This is a genomic window from Streptomyces longwoodensis (assembly GCF_001514125.1).
In the GTDB taxonomy this organism is placed as follows: domain Bacteria; phylum Actinomycetota; class Actinomycetes; order Streptomycetales; family Streptomycetaceae; genus Streptomyces; species Streptomyces longwoodensis.
Genome location: NZ_KQ948552.1, coordinates 221230 through 235217, shown reverse-complemented (window position 1 = coordinate 235217; position 13988 = coordinate 221230). Strand labels below are relative to the sequence as shown.

The following is a 13988-nucleotide window of genomic DNA, read 5'->3' as shown; positions in this document are numbered from 1 at the left end:
ATGACCGACTACGCGACCTACACGACCGGCGCCCCAATCGCCGACACCAAGGCGCCCTCCGGCCCGGTCCACGAACGCTGGGACAAGCGCCGCTTCGAGGCCAAGCTGGTCAACCCCGCCAACCGCCGCAAGCACACGGTGATCGTCGTCGGCACCGGTCTCGCGGGCGGCTCGGCCGGCGCCACCCTGGCCGAACAGGGCTACCACGTCGTCCAGTTCTGCTACCAGGACTCCCCGCGCCGCGCCCACTCCATCGCCGCGCAGGGTGGCATCAACGCGGCGAAGAACTACCGCAACGACGGCGACTCGGTCCACCGCCTGTTCTACGACACCGTCAAGGGCGGCGACTTCCGGGCCCGCGAGTCCAACGTGCACCGCCTGGCGCAGATCTCGGTCGAGATCATCGACCAGTGCGTGGCCCAGGGCGTGCCCTTCGCCCGCGAGTACGGCGGCCTGCTCGACACCCGTTCCTTCGGCGGCGTCCAGGTCTCCCGCACCTTCTACGCCCGCGGCCAGACGGGCCAGCAGCTGCTGCTCGGCGCCTACCAGGCCCTGTCGCGGCAGATCGCCGCCGGCGGCGTGGAGATGCACCCGCGCACCGAGATGCTGGACCTGATCGTCGTCGACGGGCGGGCCCGCGGCATCGTGGCCCGGGACCTGGTCACGGGGACGGTGTCGACGTACTTCGCGGACGCGGTGGTCCTCGCCAGCGGCGGCTACGGCAACGTCTTCTACCTGTCGACGAACGCCATGAACTCCAACGCCACCGCCGTCTGGCGGGCGCACCGGCGCGGCGCGTACTTCGCCAACCCCTGCTTCACCCAGATCCACCCCACCTGCATCCCGCGCACCGGCGACCACCAGTCCAAGCTGACGCTGATGAGCGAGTCGCTGCGCAACGACGGCCGGATCTGGGTGCCGAAGGCCAAGGGCGACACCCGGCCGCCGCACGAGATCCCCGAGGACGAGCGCGACTACTACCTGGAGCGCATCTACCCCTCCTTCGGCAACCTCGTCCCCCGGGACATCGCCTCCCGCGCCGCGAAGAACGTCTGCGACGAGGGCCGGGGCGTGGGCCCCGGCGGCCAGGGCGTCTACCTGGACTTCGCGGACGCGATCCGGCGCATGGGACGCGCGGCCGTCGAGGCCAAGTACGGCAACCTCTTCGACATGTACCAGCGGATCACCGACGAGGACCCGTACCAGGTGCCGATGCGGATCTACCCGGCCGTGCACTACACGATGGGCGGCCTGTGGGTCGACTACGACCTGCAGACCACGATCCCCGGCCTGTTCGCGATCGGCGAGGCCAACTTCTCCGACCACGGGGCCAACCGGCTCGGCGCCTCAGCGCTGATGCAGGGCCTGGCGGACGGCTACTTCGTCCTGCCGGCCACCATCAACGACTACCTCGCCCGCAACCCCGGCCTCGGCCCGGTGGATGACGAACACCCCGTCGTCCAGGAGGCGCTTGCCGAGACCCAGGACCGGCTGCACCTGCTGCTGTCCGTCGACGGCGACCGCACGCCGGACAGCTTCCACCGCGAGGTCGGCGAGCTGATGTGGGAGTTCTGCGGCATGGCCCGCACGGAGTCGGGGCTGCGCAAGGCCCTGGAGCGCATCCCGCAGATCCGCGACGAGTTCTGGCGGCGCATCAAGGTGCCCGGCACCGGCGAGGAGTTCAACCAGTCGCTGGAGAAGGCCAACCGGATCGTCGACTACCTGGAGCTCGCCGAGCTGATGTGCCTCGACGCGCTGCACCGCGCCGAGTCCTGCGGCGGCCACTTCCGCGAGGAGTCGCAGACGCCCGACGGCGAGGCCGCCCGCCGGGACGAGGAGTTCTCCTACGCGGCGGCCTGGGAGTTCACCGGCACCGGCGAGGCCCCCGTCCTGCACAAGGAAGACCTGGTCTTCGAGTACGTCCACCCCACCCAGCGGAGCTACGCATGAAGCTCACCCTGCGCGTCTGGCGCCAGCGGAACGCCGACGCCGACGGCGCCATGTCCACGTACGAGGTGGACGGCGTCTCGCCCGACATGTCCTTCCTGGAGATGCTCGACACGCTCAACGAGGAGCTCATCCTCAAGGGCGAGGATCCCGTGGCCTTCGACCACGACTGCCGCGAGGGCATCTGCGGCGCGTGCTCCCTGGTGATCAACGGCGAGGCGCACGGCCCCGAGCGCACCACCACCTGCCAGCTGCACATGCGGTCCTTCCGGGACGGCGACACCCTCGACATCGAGCCGTGGCGGGCGTCCGCCTTCCCGGTGATCAAGGACCTGGTGGTGGACCGGTCGGCGTTCGACCGGATCATCCAGGCCGGCGGGTACATCACCGCGCCGACCGGGTCCGCGCCGGAGGCGCACGCCACACCGGTGCCCAAGCCGGACGCCGACCTCGCCTTCGAGCACGCCGAGTGCATCGGCTGCGGGGCGTGCGTGGCGGCCTGCCCCAACGGGGCGGCGATGCTGTTCACCTCCGCGAAGGTCAACCACCTCAACGTGCTGCCGCAGGGCGCGCCCGAGCGCGAGACCCGGGTGCTCGACATGGTGGCGCAGATGGACGAGGAGGGCTTCGGCGGCTGCACCCTCGCCGGGGAGTGCGCCACCGCCTGCCCCAAGGGCATCCCGCTGACCTCCATCACCAGCATGAACAAGGAGTGGCTGCGCGCGACCCGCAAGGTCGCCAAGAGGTAGGGAAGACCCTTCAAGAGACGTTCGCCGCACAGGGCGGACGGGCGGGGCCGGGAGTGGTGCTCATCCCCGGCCCCGTCTGGGTTCCTCCGGGTTCCCCGGGCTGTTCAACAACCCCACACCCACGCTCCTGGCAACGGTCACGTACACGCCAACCGCCGTCGGAAGAACAGGACCGGCGGCACCGCTCGCCGCCGACGGCCCGTGACCAGGAGAGAGCCATGACCGGCGTTCCCACCCTCGACCGACCCCCGCAGAGCACGGCCCCCACCCGCTACACCGTCGGCCTGGCCCGCGACGAGGAGGACGTGCGGGCCGCGCAGCGCCTGCGGCACGACGTGTTCGCCGACGAGATGGGCGCCCTGCTGACCAGCCCGCAGCCCGGCCACGACGTCGACCCGTTCGACGCGTACTGCGACCACCTGCTGGTCCGCGACACACTGACCGGGCAGGTCGTCGGCACCTACCGGCTGCTCCCGCCGGAGCGCGCCGCGATCGCCGGACGGCTCTACTCGGAGAGCGAGTTCGACCTGTCCCCGCTGCACGCGATTCGCCCGGGCCTGGTCGAGGTCGGCCGCTCCTGCGTGCACCCCGACCACCGCGACGGCGCCGTCATCGGCCTGATCTGGGCCGGCATCGCCCGCTACATGGTCGACGGCGGCCACGAGTGGCTGGCCGGCTGCTGCTCGGTCCCGCTGGCCGACGGCGGCCGGCTCGCGGCCGCCACCTGGGACCGGGTGCGCGACAAGCACCTCGCGCCCGAGGAGTACCGGGTCCGCCCGCTGCTGCCCTGGACGCCGGGCCAGGGGTCCGCGCCGGCCGCCCGCACCGAGCTGCCCGCCCTGCTGCGCGGCTACCTCCGCCTCGGCGCCTGGGTGTGCGGCGAGCCCGCCCACGACCCGGACTTCGGAGTGGCCGACCTGTACGTGCTGCTGTCGATGCGCCGGGTCAACCCGCGCTACCTGCGGCACTTCCTCTCCCTCGTGCCCGCCGCGGCCTGATGAGCGTCTGGCTGCCCGGCGCGCCCTGCACCCCACGGGCGTGCATCGACGCGACCTCGCGGGCCACGGCCGCGCCCCGCGCCGTGGCCCGGCTCACCGCCGTGGTCCTGCTGCTGCTCGCCGGCATCGCCCTGACCCCGCTCGGCGGACGCCTGCCCGCCGCGTGGGTGCGGGGGTGGTGCCGTACGGTCGTGCGCGCCGCCGGCGTACGGGTGCGCATCACCGGGGCGGCCCCGCCCGACGGCGGGCTGCTGCTGGTCGCCAACCACATCTCCTGGCTGGACGTCCCGCTGCTCGCGGCCGTCCGGCCGGCCCGGATGGTCGCCAAGCAGGAGATCCGGACCTGGCCGGTGGCGGGCCGGATCGTCGCGCGCGGCGGCGTGCTGTTCATCGACCGGGACCGGCTGCGGGCGCTGCCCGGCACGGTCGCCCACCTCGCCGACGTGCTGCGCCGCGGACAGGCCGTGGCGGTGTTCCCCGAGGGCAGCACCTGGTGCGGACGCGCCCAGGGCCGCTTCCGCCGGGCCGCGTTCCAGGCGGCGCTGGACGCCGGGGTCCCGGTGCAGCCGGTGCGCATCCGCTACCGCACCGGGGGCGGGACGGCCAGCACCGCGCCCGCGTTCATCGGCGACGACTCGCTGCTCGCCTCGTTGTGGCGGGTGGTCACGGCCCGCGGCCTGGTGGCCGACGTGGACGTACAGCCGAGGCTGGCGCCGTACGGCTCCCGCCGGGACCTCGCGGCGGCGGCCGAGACGGCCGCGCGGGGCGCCGGCGCGCGGGCGGACGCGCACGCCCCGCACGTCCGTCCGGCCCGGGTGGTGCCCGGCGGGCCCGCTCAGCGCACCACGGCGGCCAGCAGCCGGTAGGAGTCCAGCAGCGCCTCGCGGTCGTGGGTGCTGGTCGTGACCAGCACCTCGTCGGCCTCCGTCTCCTCGAGCAGGGTCTCCAGCTCCCCGGCGACCTGCTCGGGCGTGCCCGCGATGTGCCCCGTGAGGCCGGACTCGTAGAGACCGCGCTCCTTGTCGGTCATCGTGCGCCGCTCGGCCTCCTCGGCCGGCGGCAGCGGCGGGAACGTGCCGTGCGTGCGGGAGTACGCCATCGACCACGCCTCCGGGACCAGCAGCCGCCGGGCCGCTTCCGGCGTGGGGGCGACCGCGACCGTGCCGGAGACGACCACGTACGGCTGCGGCGCCCAGGAGGAGGGGCGGAAGGCGTCACGGTAGCGGTCGATCCCGCGCCGCATCCGGTCCCGGCCGCGCAGGTCGCCGATGACCAGGGGCAGGCCCAGCCGGGCGGCGACGTCCGCACCCTCGCCCATCGCCAGCACGAACGGCGGCACGCCCAGCCCCTCCGCCGGCCGCGCGTGCACTCCGGTGGGGGAGGTGCCCCGGAACCAGCCGAGCAGCTCCTCGATCTGGGCGGCGAAGTCCTCGGCGTCCTCCTTGTCGCGCCCCAGGGCCCGGCGCACCCCGTCCGTGAAGCCGACGGAGCGGCCGAGTCCCATGTCGATCCGGCCCGGGAACAGCGACTCCAGCACGCCGAACTGCTCGGCGACCACCAGCGGGCGGTGGTTGGGCAGCATCACCCCGCCCGTGCCGACCCGGATGCGCGCGGTGGCGCCCGCCACGGCCGCCGCCAGCACCGTCGGCGCCGACCCGGCCACGCCCGGCACCCCGTGGTGCTCGGCCACCCAGAACCGGTGGTACCCGAGCGCCTCCACCTCCCGCGCCAGCCGCACGGTGTCGCGCAGCGCCTCCCCGGGCGGACGCCCCTCACGGATGCGGGAGCGGTCGAGGACGGAGAAGCGCGCACGAGCGGTCAACGGGTTCGACGGGTTCGACGAGTTCACACAGGGTTCAACGCCCTCCGCTCTCCGGCATTCCGACGGCGCGGGCGCGGGCGCGGGGGCGGGTGTCAGGGGTCCCGCCTAGGCTGGCCGCGTGACCGACAGTGCGCGGCGGCCGCTCGCCGTCTTCGACCTGGACAACACGCTCGCCGACACCGCGCACCGCCAGCGCTTCCTGGAGCGGCGGCCGCGGGACTGGGACGCCTTCTTCGCCGCCGCCCCGCAGGACCCGCCGCTGGCCGAGGGCATCGCGCTGGCCGTCGAGAGCGCCGCCGCCTGCGAGGTCGTGTACCTCACCGGGCGGCCCGAGCGCTGCCGCCGGGACACCCTGGAGTGGCTCGCCGCGCACGGGTGTCCCGAGGGGCGCGTGTACATGCGGCGCGACGGCGACCGCCGGCCCGCGCGCCGCACCAAGCTGGAGATCCTGGGCCGGCTGGCCCGCGCCCGCGAGGTCCGTGTCCTCGTGGACGACGACCCGCTGGTGTGCGACGACGCCGAGCACGCCGGCTTCACGGTCGTACGGGCCACTTGGGCGACCCCGTCGGGCGCGCTGCGCCAGGCCCAGGAGGGCGAAGGCCGCACCTGAGCCCGGGGTCGGACCCACCTGAGCCCGGGAGCGGGCCCGGGACCGGGGCCGGAGGAAGCCCCGGCGGTCCCCGGCCCCGTCACGCGCTCACTGGCTCACTCGCCCGCGCTCTCGCCCTCCTCCAGGCGGAAGCCCACCTTGAGGCCCACCTGCCAGTGCGCGACGTCGCCGTCCTCGAGCTGGCCGCGCACCTGGGTCACCTCGAACCAGTCCAGGTTGCGCAACGTCTGCGAGGCGCGGGTGATGCCGTTGCGGATGGCCTGGTCGACGCCGTCCGGGGACGTGCCGACGATCTCGGTGACCCGGTAGGTGTGGTTCGTCATGGCTGTTCCTCTCGGGAGACGGCCGCGTCCCGCGGTGTGGCACGCGTCACTCCACCGTGCCGCAAGCTGCGGCGCGGCGCGAGGCGTCGGCGCGGGACGCCGGGAAACCCTTGACCTCCGCATTGGTCCATACCAAAATCCAGGTCACCCGTACGAGCGCCGCGCTCGGTCCCCCACGTCGGGCCCCTCGCCCCTGTCCACCAGGCAGAACAAGGACCCTCGTGAGACGACGACGCCTCCTCGCCCTCCTGTGCGTGTCCGCATCCCTCCTGAGCGGCTGCGGCCTCATGCCCGGTGGGTCCGAACGGCACACGGTCACCGTGTGGTTGATGAAGGACAGCGCTTCCCAGGAGTTCCTGGAACGCTTCACGAAGGACTTCGAGCGCGAACACCCCGACCTGCGCCTGGACATCCGCATCCAGGAGTGGACCGGCATCGGCGACAAGGTGCAGAAGGTCCTGGCGGGCGACCAGCCGGGCGACGAGGAGGGCAACCACCCCGACGCGCCGGACGTCATCGAGGTGGGCAACACCCAGGTCCCGCAGTACGTCGACGGCGGCCGGCTGCTCGACCTGACGCTGGAGTCGGCCCGCGACTGGGGCGGCAAGGACTGGCTGCCCGGCCTCGCCGAGCCCGGCCAACTCCGCTACCACCAGTACGGGATCCCCTGGTACGCGGCCAACCGCGTGGTCATCTACCGCAAGGACCTCTTCGCCCGGGCCGGCGTCACCGCGCCGCCCCGCACCCGCGCCCAGTGGCTCGACGTCACCGAGCGCCTGGACGGCGACGGCACGCAGGGCATCTACCTCGCGGGGCAGGACTGGTACACCCTAGCCGGGTTCATCTGGGACGAGGGCGGCGAGCTCGCCGTCGAGGAGGGCGGCCGCTGGTCGGGCGCCCTGGACAGCCCCGCGGCGCTGCGCGGCATGGACTTCTACCGGCGGCTGCACGCCCTCGGTGAGGGACCGGCCGACGCCGACGAGGAACACCCGCCGCAGGCCGGTGTGTTCGCGTCCGGGAAGGCCGCCCAGATCGTCGCCGTGCCCGGTCTCGCGCGGGCGATCCTGGACAGCAACCCGGAGCTGAAGGGGAAGTTGGGGTTCTTCCCGGTGCCCGGTCACACCGCGGGCAAGCCGGGCGCCGTCTTCACCGGCGGCTCGGACCTGGTCGTCCCGCGCTCGACCGACCGGCGCGAGGACGCGATCGCCGTGGTCGCCGCGCTGACCGGCGCCCGCTGGGACACCGACCTGGCCCGCACCATGAACTACGTGCCCAACAAGGCGAAGCTGGCCTCCGCGGTGGCCGGTGAGGAGGGGGTCGCGGCCATGGCGGCCGGAGCCGCGCAGGGCCGGGCGACCCCCAGCACACCCGAGTGGGCCGCCGTCGAGGCGGACAACCCGATCAAGGCCTACATGACGAAGGTGCTCACCGGCTCCGACCCGGCGACCGAGGCCCGCCGCGCCTCCGCGCGGATCACGGAGGCGCTGACGGTCGACGCCGGCTGACCCGGGGCCCGGCTCCCGGCCGGCGCGAGGAGCTCGGACCAGGAGGCCGGCCCCCGGTCAGCGCACCGTGCTCAGCGACAGCGCGAAGCGGCCCTCCGTGTCCGTCCACCAGTGGGCCAACTCCAGGCCGGCCTCGGCCAGTTCCGCGCGCACGCCGTCCTGGCGGAACTTCGCCGAGACCTCGGTGCGCAGCTCCTCGCCCGCCGCGAAGTCCACGGCGAGGCCGAGGGCCGGCACCTTCACGGTCTGGGCGGTGCGGGACCGCAGCCGCATCTCGATCCACTCCTGCTCCGCGTCCCACAGGGCGACGTGGTCGAAGGCGTCGAGGTCGAAGTCGGCGCCCAGTTCCCGGTCGACGACGGCCAGGACGTTCTTGTTGAACGCGGCCGTCACCCCGGCGGCGTCGTCGTAGGCCCGGACCAGGACCTGTTCGTCCTTGACCAGGTCCGTGCCGAGCAGCAGGGCGTCGCCGGGCGCGAGCAGCGCGCGCACCGAGGCGAGGAACCGCGCCCGCTCGGCCGGCAGCAGGTTGCCGATCGTGCCGCCGAGGAACGCCACCAGCCGGGGACCCGGTGTGTCCGGCAGCTCCAGCGGCCGCGTGAAGTCGGCGATCAGGGCGTGCACCTCCAGCCGGGGCCGCTCGGCGGCCAGGGCCTGCCCGGCGCCGGTCAGCGCGCTCTCGCTGACGTCGACCGGGACGTACGCGCGCAGGCCGGTGAGGGCGTCCAGGAGCAGCCGGGTCTTCTCGGAGGACCCGGAGCCCAGTTCGACGAGGGTGCGGGCGCCGGACGCGGCGGCGATCTCGGTGGCCCGGGCGTCGAGGATCTCCCGCTCGGCGCGCGTCGGGTAGTACTCGGGCAGGTCGGTGATCAGCTCGAACAGGGCGCTGCCGTGCGCGTCGTAGAACCACTTCGGCGGCAGCGTCTTGGGTGTGGTGGTGAGCCCGTGCAGCACGTCGGCGCGCAGCGCCGCGTCCGTGGCGTCCTCGGGCAGGGTGCGGGTGATGCGGAACGGACTCACGTCCAGTGCTCCTCGGTCGGTGCGGGTGTCGCGTCGTCGGCCGGGCCGGGGGTGCCCCCGGGGACCCCGGTGCCGGGGTCCTTGAGGGGGGTGAGCTGCACCTCGGTCCGGCTCGCGGTGAGCAGGGTGCGGTCGGCGACCTCCCGCCAGGCGGGGTCGTCGTCGTACGGTTCGGAGGCCACGACCGTCCCGCGGCCGGGCCCGGCGAGGTACCACAGGGTGTCGCCCCAGGCGGTCGCCGTGATCGTGTCGCCGTCGGTCAGCAGCAGGTTCAGCCGGGCCGCCGGGGCGGCTCCGGCGACCTCGGCCACCGTGTCGGCGAGCGCCCGCCCGGCGTCGTCCCCGGCCCGCAGCCGGGCCAGGACCAGCGCCCACACGAACGCCGAGTCGTTGCGGGCCTCCAGGGACAGCACGTCGGCGGCCGTCAGCGTGCCCGCGAGGGGCGCCAGGGAGCCGGGCCAGCCGGGGACGGCGCCGTTGTGGCTGAACAGCCACCGGCCCGCGGCGAACGGCGCCGCCGCGGCCTCCGCGTCCGCCCCGGACAGCGTCGCGTCGCGCACGGCGGCCAGCAGCGCCCGGGTGCGCACCACCCGGGCCAGGTCGGCGAAGGACAGGTCGGCCCAGATCGGCCCGGCCCGCCGGTAGCGGGCCGGCACCGGGTCGCCCCCGGCGTACCAGCCCACGCCGAAGCCGTCGGCGTTGACCGTGCCGTGCCGCTGGTGGCGCGGCGCCCAGGACTGCCGGTACAGGCCGTGCGGGGGCTCGACGAGGAGCCGGCCGAGCGGCTCCTCGCCCCCCACGTACGCCACGTGACGGCACATCAGGCGGCTGCCGAGCGGGCCGTGCGGAACCCGGAGAAGATCTGGCGCCGGACCGGGTAGTCCCAGTTGCGGAAGGTGCCCCGGCAGGCCACCGGGTCCACGGCGAACGAACCGCCGCGCAGCACCTTGTACTCCGGGCCGAAGAACACCTCCGAGTACTCCTTGTACGGGAACGCCCGGAACCCCGGGTACGGCAGGAAGTCGCTCGCCGTCCACTCCCACACGTCGCCGATCAACTGCCGTACGCCCAGCGGCGACTCACCGGCCGGGTAGCTGCCGGCCGGGGCCGGGCGCAGGTGCCGCTGGCCGAGGTTGGCGTGCTCGGGCGACGGGTCGGCGTCGCCCCACGGGTAGCGCATCGAACCGCCGGTCGCGGGGTCGAAGCGGGCCGCCTTCTCCCACTCCGCCTCGGTGGGCAGCCGGCGTCCGGCCCAGCGGGCGTAGGCGTCGGCCTCGTACCAGCACACGTGCAGCACCGGCTCGTCCGGCGGCACCACCTCGGTGACGCCGAAGCGGCGGCGCAGCCACTGTCCGCCGTCGCGGTGCCAGAACAGCGGCGCGGTGAGGGAGGTGCGCCGCACGTGCGCCCAGCCCTCCGGCGTCCACCAGCGCTCGTCGTCGTAGCCGCCGTCCGCGATGAACGCCTGGTAGGCGCCGTTGGTGACCGGCGTGGTGTCGATGTGGAACGCCGGCACGTCGACCCGGTGCGCGGGCCGTTCGTTGTCCAGCGCCCACGGCTCGGCGGAGGTGCCCATGGTGAACGGGCCGCCGGGCACCAGGACTTCGGCCGGCCCGGTGAACAGCGGCGCCGGGTCGGGGTCGGGCGCGGTCAGGGCCTGCGGGCCGCGCCGCAGCTGATGGGTGATCAGCATGGTCTCGTCGTGCTGCTGTTCGTGCTGCGCGACCATCCCGAAGGCGAAGCCCGCCTCGGTGAGCCGGGCGCCGTGGAAGTCGGCCGACGTCAGCACGTCCAGGACCCGGCCGCGCACCTCGGCGGCGTAGGCCCGCGCCTCCTCCGGCGACAGCAGCGGCAGGGACGGGCGCTCGGAGCGCGGGTGCTCGAAGGCGTCGTACAGGCCGTCGATCTCCGGCCGCATCGCGTCCCGGCCGCCGACCGCGCGCAGCAGCCACAGCTCCTCCTGGTTGCCGATGTGGGCCAGGTCCCACACCAGCGGGGACATCAGCGGCGAGATCTGCGCGGTCAGGTCGGGTTCCTCGACACAGCTCGTGAGGAGCGTGGTGCGCTCACGGGCCGTGACGAGGGTGGTCAGAGCCCGCTCGCGCAGGGTCTCGGCGTCGAAGGCGGGTTCCGTCATGAGGGGATGTCCTTCCCGTGGGGGTGACCGTCGGGGTCGGGGTGACCGTCCGCGCCGCCCAGGCGGTCGAGGAGGTCGTCGGCGGGACAGCGGCCGGCCAGGACGTGGCGGTCCCGGAACCCCGCCACGGCGTCGACGAGCGCCCGGTCCGCGCCGAGCCGCGGCAGGGCCTCCAGGGCCGCCGCGAAGCACACCTCGGCCGCCTCGCGCAGCTCGGGGTCGGAGAGCCCCGCGCGGGCCGCGTCCAGCCACAGCGGGTTGTGCGGGGCGGGGCGGGGCCGGGCCCGCTCGGCGAGCGGCTTGACCGCCCGGTAGGCCGTCTCGGCGGCCTCCGGATCGTCGAACAGGGCGGTCGTCACCGCCAGCGGCACGATCCAGCCGTCCTCGCCGGGCTGCGCGTCGATCATGCGCAGTTCCAGGTGGCCGCGCGGCCTGACCGGCGGGAACAGCGTCGAGACGTGGTAGTCGAGGTCGTCACGGGTGGGGGCCCCGGTGCGGGTCCACTCCCGGAACGTCAGCCCGTCCGGCACGTCCCACGGGCCGGAGTCCCGGCGCCGGCACATCACCGGCGCGTCCAGGACATGCCGTGCCCAGGCGGTGCGGGGCTCCTCCTCCAGGGGCGGGGCGCCCGCCCGGCCGGGGCCGATCGCCGTCCACAGCAGCTGCCGCGTGGAACGCCAGCCGGTCGGCCGGTTGTCCAGCACCGGGGAGTTCGCGAAGGCGGCCACCAGGACCGCGCCCAGGGTGTGCGCCAGCCACCAGCGCCGCCCGTGCCCCAGCGGGCCGGGCTCCTCGTGCCCGGCGTCCAGGCACACCTGCACCGAGGCCGAGCTGCACATCATGGCGCGGCCGGCCGGCCCGGCGCGGTCGAGGTGGGTCTCCATCGCGTCGTAGCGGCGCTCGTGCAGGAAGCGGCGGGGCGGGTGCCAGGGATCGGTGCCTAGTCCGGCGAGGGCGAGGCCCTGGCCGCGAAGCACGGACCGGACGGCGGCCAGATCGGCCGAGACGGTCTCCACGCAGGCGGTGAGGGAGGCGGCGGGCGGCGAGCTGAGCTCCAGCTGGCCGCCGGGCTCGACGGTGAGCGCCGACTCCAGGGGCACCGTGCGCAGTGCGGCGTAGGCCGCCGCGAGTCGTTCGGGTGTGACGGGGAGCCGCGGATCACGCAGCTCCTGGACCAGCCATTCCAGTTCCACCCCGACGGTGCGGGGCGGGCCGGTCTTGAAACAGATGCCCCGGATGAGGGCCTCCACATCGGCCTCGGTGAGGACTGTGCGGTGCTCCGTACAGTCGCCCGCCGAGTCAGTCGACGCGTCGGACATGTCAGGATCCTCCTGTGGTCGCGACATGTCGCCGGCCCCCGGTCGGGGCACGGCACACTCGTCCCACCCAAACCCCTCGCGCCCGTTCGCACAAGGGTGCACAACCGCATGTTCCGGACCCGTCACCTCTGCCGGTGTCCGCCACCCGCTCGGGACGTGGACCCGAAAAACCGCGTTGCGATCCAGGACCAGCATCGCTCACGATGCGTTCATGAGCACGACGGGGGAACGGACGGCCGGGGCGCTCATGGCGTGCACGGGGGTGACGCCATGAGCGCCCGGCTCCGGAACATCGCGCAGGAGACCGAACGGATCGTGGCGGCGGGCGCCTACCGCCTGCCCGACGGGCGCGAGGTGCCCCTGCGGGCCCGGATCGAGGCGGCCCGGCACGGTACGGCCGTCTCGGGCCCGCTCCCGGTGCCCGTGCCGAAGACCGAGCCCACCGAGACGGTCGTCGAGGTCACCGGCGAGAGCAGCCTCGCCGCCGCCCGCCGGCTCGCCGACCGGCCGGTCGCGGTGCTGAACTTCGCCTCGGCCCGCAACCCGGGCGGCGGCTTCCTCAACGGGGCGCAGGCCCAGGAGGAGGCCCTGTGCCGGGCCTCCGCGCTGTACACGTGCCTGCTGCGGGTCCCGGAGTTCTACGCCCACCACCGTGCCCACCGCGACCCGTTCTACTCGGACCGGGTCGTGCACTCGCCGGCCGTGCCGGTCTTCCGCGACGACCGCGGCCGACTGCTGGAGCAGCCGTACGAGGCGGGTTTCCTGACTGCGGCCGCGCCCAACGCGGGCGTGGTGCTGCGCACGGCCCCGGAGCGGGCGGGCGACCTTCCCGGCGCCCTCGCCGTACGGGCCGAGCGGGTGCTGGAGACGGCCGCCGCGCACGGCTACCGGCGACTGGTGCTCGGCGCCTGGGGCTGCGGGGTGTTCCGCAACGACCCCGCGCAGGTGGCGGGGGCCTTCCGGGCGCTGCTCGGGCCGGGCGGACGGTTCGCCGGGACCTTCGCGCACGTGGTGTTCGGGGTGCTGGACCGCACCCCGGGTGCCGGGGTGCGCCAGGCGTTCGAACGGACTTTCGCGGAGCCTCAGCTCCAGCCGTAGCGCTCCTGCAGGCGCCGCCGGACCAGGTCGAAGCGGCCCCGGTCCAGGGCGCACGCCTCCCGGCGCATGCCCGCCTCGTGCAGGCGCAGCACCCGGTCCACCGCCACCCACGAGTCCCGGCCCGAGCGGTCCCAGGGGCCGCTGCCGATCGGCACCCACTCCCGGTCGGCGTCGTGCCGCTTGCTCGACAGCTGCACCGCGAGGACCGTGCCCGCGGCCTCCCGGGCGACGACCAGCACCGGCCGGTCCTTGCCGCGCCCGTCGTTCTCCTCGAACGGCACCCAGGTCCACACGATCTCCCCGGGATCGGGGTCGCCGTCGTGGGCGGGCGCGTACGCGGTGCGCACCCGGCCGACCTCAAGCGGGTCGGCCTCGGCGGTGGCGGTGGGGCCGTACCGGCCCGGGACGTGCTCATCTTCGTACGCGGTCACGGGGGCACTGTAGAGCGTGCCCCCGTGAC

The 13988-nt window shown here is 74.5% G+C and carries 14 protein-coding genes; 7 read left to right on the top strand and 7 right to left on the bottom strand.

Going from position 1 to position 13988, the window contains the following annotated elements; genetic code table 11:
- From AQJ30_RS13565 to AQJ30_RS13550, 4 genes are all read left to right on the top strand, one after another.
- On the top strand, positions 1 to 1950 hold the full coding sequence (locus AQJ30_RS13565) for a fumarate reductase/succinate dehydrogenase flavoprotein subunit (protein WP_067233136.1): 1950 nt from the start codon (positions 1 to 3) through the stop codon (positions 1948 to 1950).
- Positions 1947 to 2696 (top strand): succinate dehydrogenase/fumarate reductase iron-sulfur subunit, encoded by a 750-nt coding sequence (locus AQJ30_RS13560; RefSeq protein WP_067233134.1) that lies wholly within the window; start codon positions 1947 to 1949, stop codon positions 2694 to 2696. The genes AQJ30_RS13565 and AQJ30_RS13560 overlap by 4 nt, the downstream gene beginning before the upstream one ends.
- Positions 2697 to 2914: 218 nt before the next feature.
- A complete protein-coding gene (locus AQJ30_RS13555; protein ID WP_067233133.1) occupies positions 2915 to 3694 on the top strand; it encodes a GNAT family N-acetyltransferase in 780 nt (259 codons plus the stop codon).
- Complete coding sequence (locus AQJ30_RS13550) at positions 3694 to 4560, top strand: lysophospholipid acyltransferase family protein (RefSeq protein ID WP_067233131.1); 867 nt, start codon at positions 3694 to 3696, stop codon at positions 4558 to 4560. The genes AQJ30_RS13555 and AQJ30_RS13550 overlap by 1 nt, the downstream gene beginning before the upstream one ends.
- Here AQJ30_RS13550 and AQJ30_RS13545 read toward each other — a convergent pair.
- Positions 4530 to 5516: an LLM class flavin-dependent oxidoreductase gene (locus AQJ30_RS13545; RefSeq protein ID WP_107119588.1), complete on the bottom strand. Its 987-nt coding sequence runs from the start codon at positions 5514 to 5516 to the stop codon at positions 4530 to 4532. The two genes, AQJ30_RS13550 and AQJ30_RS13545, sit on opposite strands and share 31 nt — an antisense overlap.
- 118 nt (positions 5517 to 5634) lie before the next feature.
- Between AQJ30_RS13545 and AQJ30_RS13540 the strand changes: the two genes are divergently transcribed.
- Positions 5635 to 6126 carry a phosphatase domain-containing protein gene (locus AQJ30_RS13540; protein ID WP_067233128.1) on the top strand — a complete coding sequence of 164 codons (492 nt, stop codon included), beginning with the start codon at positions 5635 to 5637 and terminating at the stop codon, positions 6124 to 6126.
- Between the two features lie 95 nt (positions 6127 to 6221).
- On the opposite strand, the gene AQJ30_RS13535 is transcribed toward AQJ30_RS13540, so the two are convergent.
- Positions 6222 to 6449, bottom strand: coding sequence for a dodecin (locus AQJ30_RS13535; protein ID WP_067233127.1), 228 nt, complete (start codon positions 6447 to 6449; stop codon positions 6222 to 6224).
- Positions 6450 to 6736: 287 nt separating this feature from the next.
- Here AQJ30_RS13535 and AQJ30_RS13530 point away from each other — a divergent pair, with 287 nt between their 5' ends.
- Positions 6737 to 7954: an extracellular solute-binding protein gene (locus tag AQJ30_RS13530; protein ID WP_079084009.1), complete on the top strand. Its 1218-nt coding sequence runs from the start codon at positions 6737 to 6739 to the stop codon at positions 7952 to 7954.
- A 57-nt stretch (positions 7955 to 8011) separates the two neighbouring features.
- Here the strand turns inward: AQJ30_RS13530 and egtD are convergent, their stop codons facing one another.
- The 4 genes from egtD to egtA are packed head-to-tail and all read right to left on the bottom strand — an operon-like array spanning position 8012 to position 12430.
- A complete protein-coding gene (gene egtD, locus AQJ30_RS13525) occupies positions 8012 to 8974 on the bottom strand; it encodes an L-histidine N(alpha)-methyltransferase (RefSeq protein WP_067233123.1) in 963 nt (320 codons plus the stop codon).
- Positions 8971 to 9795: an ergothioneine biosynthesis protein EgtC gene (egtC, locus tag AQJ30_RS13520; RefSeq protein WP_067233121.1), complete on the bottom strand. Its 825-nt coding sequence runs from the start codon at positions 9793 to 9795 to the stop codon at positions 8971 to 8973. Before egtC ends, egtD begins: the two co-directional genes overlap by 4 nt.
- On the bottom strand, positions 9795 to 11111 hold the full coding sequence (gene egtB, locus AQJ30_RS13515; RefSeq protein ID WP_067233120.1) for an ergothioneine biosynthesis protein EgtB: 1317 nt from the start codon (positions 11109 to 11111) through the stop codon (positions 9795 to 9797). The genes egtC and egtB overlap by 1 nt, the downstream gene beginning before the upstream one ends.
- Positions 11108 to 12430, bottom strand: a complete 1323-nt coding sequence (gene egtA, locus AQJ30_RS13510; RefSeq protein ID WP_067233118.1) for an ergothioneine biosynthesis glutamate--cysteine ligase EgtA — start codon at positions 12428 to 12430, stop codon at positions 11108 to 11110. Before egtA ends, egtB begins: the two co-directional genes overlap by 4 nt.
- Before the next feature lie 270 nt (positions 12431 to 12700).
- Here egtA and AQJ30_RS13505 point away from each other — a divergent pair, with 270 nt between their 5' ends.
- Positions 12701 to 13528, top strand: coding sequence for a TIGR02452 family protein (locus AQJ30_RS13505; RefSeq protein ID WP_067233116.1), 828 nt, complete (start codon positions 12701 to 12703; stop codon positions 13526 to 13528).
- Here the strand turns inward: AQJ30_RS13505 and AQJ30_RS13500 are convergent.
- On the bottom strand, positions 13513 to 13959 hold the full coding sequence (locus AQJ30_RS13500; RefSeq protein ID WP_067233114.1) for a type II toxin-antitoxin system PemK/MazF family toxin: 447 nt from the start codon (positions 13957 to 13959) through the stop codon (positions 13513 to 13515). The genes AQJ30_RS13505 and AQJ30_RS13500 overlap by 16 nt on opposite strands.
- Positions 13960 to 13988 lie beyond the last annotated feature (29 nt).